The sequence below is a fragment of the Megasphaera sp. DJF_B143 genome, from assembly GCF_900320625.1.
GTDB classification, from domain to species: Bacteria; Bacillota; Negativicutes; order Veillonellales; family Megasphaeraceae; genus Megasphaera; species Megasphaera hexanoica.
Genome location: NZ_ONTA01000321.1, coordinates 1 through 2200, shown reverse-complemented (window position 1 = coordinate 2200; position 2200 = coordinate 1). Strand labels below are relative to the sequence as shown.

Annotated in this window: 2 protein-coding genes; both read right to left on the bottom strand. The window is 45.1% G+C overall.

Annotated elements, in window-relative coordinates; genetic code table 11:
* Nucleotides 1-418: 418 nt before the first annotated feature.
* The gene (locus tag DBO31_RS09150; RefSeq protein ID WP_159897822.1) at nucleotides 419-1645 is read right to left on the bottom strand and encodes a CaiB/BaiF CoA-transferase family protein; all 1227 of its coding nucleotides are present in this window, start codon (nucleotides 1643-1645) and stop codon (nucleotides 419-421) included.
* Between the two features lie 71 nt (nucleotides 1646-1716).
* Nucleotides 1717-2200 (bottom strand): xanthine dehydrogenase family protein molybdopterin-binding subunit (locus DBO31_RS09145; protein ID WP_150824999.1); only part of this gene is annotated, 484 nt, incomplete at its 5' end.

Here is a 2200-nt window from a genome sequence, read left to right as displayed (position 1 = left end):
TTCGTATGTTGCATTGTTCAGTTTTCAAAGGTCATCTGCCAGCCGCATGATTGAGATGAAGGAAGTTCATCGCTCATCGCGGCGACTTGTATATCTTAACAAACTCACAGGAGTTTGTCAAGCACTTTTTTTGAAATACTTTGTCTGCCTTTTGTGTGAGGACATTCTATTTTTCTGTCCTCTATCATCTGACAGCTATTGTATTTTACCACCTGTTACCACATCTGTCAAGCTGTATTTTTCAATTCAAAATGACTTTATAGCAAAAAGCACGCAAAACATCCCTCTTCACAAAAGGATTCTTTTTTGTTTTCTTTCCGCACGCTCGTATCAGCTGGTTCTTTTATAATACCATTGAATTCAATAAAAGTCAACAAAATATGTATGGATTATACAGAAATCTCATCAATAAAGAAATTCATGTCTTTGCATGGTCCCTTACAATGCCACGGGCAATATATTCTTCAATTTCTTCATCCGTATACTCATATTCCCGTAAAATTTCCCGGCTATGTTCTCCCAGAAGCGGTGCTGGAGACGCCGGACGCCTTGCTTCCTCAAAAGTGATTGGTGTATTAGGCAATACGGCAGACCGCCCATTATTAAAATGCCGTTCGTACAAATTCCCATTAGCCCAGGCTTGCTGATTTTCCGTAATATCCCGGAAGTGCCCAACATTATCATAAACGATATCTGCAGCCGTCAACACCGGGCCCCAGTCCGCTCTTTTTTTCTTCAAGAACGCTCGTTGCACTAAATCTATAAATTCACCAGCATGACATTGTACAGCAGCAAACGTATTAAACCGTTCATCATCGATCAGCGTATCCAGATCAAGGATATGACATAATGCCGGATAGTACCGTTCATAATCCATGATACATAATTCCAGCCATTCACCATCGGCACATTCGTAGGGAATACACACAGGACTCGGCTGTTCATTCCGTTTTCTCGGATAGACGTTGCCATATGCCTTTTGCGCAGCGACGGCAGGAAAGCCCGTAAGCCAGGAAGCAGTTCCCAATAAAGAAATCTCTACTTTATCCCCTTTACCGGTCCGCGCTTGTTTGTATAATGCAGCGCATAGTCCGCCCGCCATAATCGATCCTGTCGTCATGTCGCCAACAGCATGAAACGGAGTGAGAGGCGCCATTCCCGGCTGGCCATAATCCTGCATAAGTCCGCTCCGGGCCCAAAAAGCCGCAATGTCAAAGCCCGGCCTTTCCGCTTCCGGTCCCTTGTTACCGTACCCGCTCAGATGCCCCCAGATAAGGCGTGGATATGTCTGATGCAATACTTTCCAGGTAAGAGACATAGCACGCAGAGCGGTCATCCTGTAATTCGTCATAAAGACATCGGCATCTGCCAGTAGACGATGCAGAATTTCCATCCCTTTTTCTGTACGAAGATTCAGGGATATACTCCGCTTATTACTATTATTGACATCCCAGCAGGGATTTTCATCTTCTGTACAGGGAACCTGGGCTATTTCTCCGTATCGCCGCCACGAATCCCCCTTAAAAGATTCTACTTTTATGACATTGGCTCCCCAGTCAGCCAGTATCCGCGCCGCAGCCGGTACGGCTGCATAGGTCGATAAATCAACTATTTTTACGCCCGTCAATGGTAATTGTTCATCCATACAAATTATGTCTCCCGTAAAATCCGGGCAGTCCGCTGCCTGATACAACGACTGCCCAGTATATACTATCATTATTTTTTATCTTTTAAGCCAAGGTATACTTTTTCTGCTGTAATGGGCAACTCAGTAAAACGTATTCCCGTTGCCTGATAAACGGCCTCTGCAATAGCCGGAGCCGGCGTATTTATGACAATTTCGCCAATAGACTTGGCCCCAAAAGGACCATTCGGTTCGTAACTAGGTGCAAATTCTACGCGTATTTTGCCTATATCCATACGGCTCGGGATTCTATATTGCATAAACGAATTATTCTGGATTCTTCCCAGAGAATCAAATTGAACGTTTTCCATCAACGTCATGCCAATTCCCTGCACAAGACCACCTTCTGTTTGTACCCTGGCCAATGCCGGATTAATGACGGTCCCGCAGTCGACAACAGCCGCATAATCTACTAAATCAATATGACCGGTTTCCAGATCGACATCGACAACTGCTGCAGCTGCCATGTAAGGCGGTGGAGAGGTAGGGGAATAATGGGTTTCCGTAGCTTCCAAG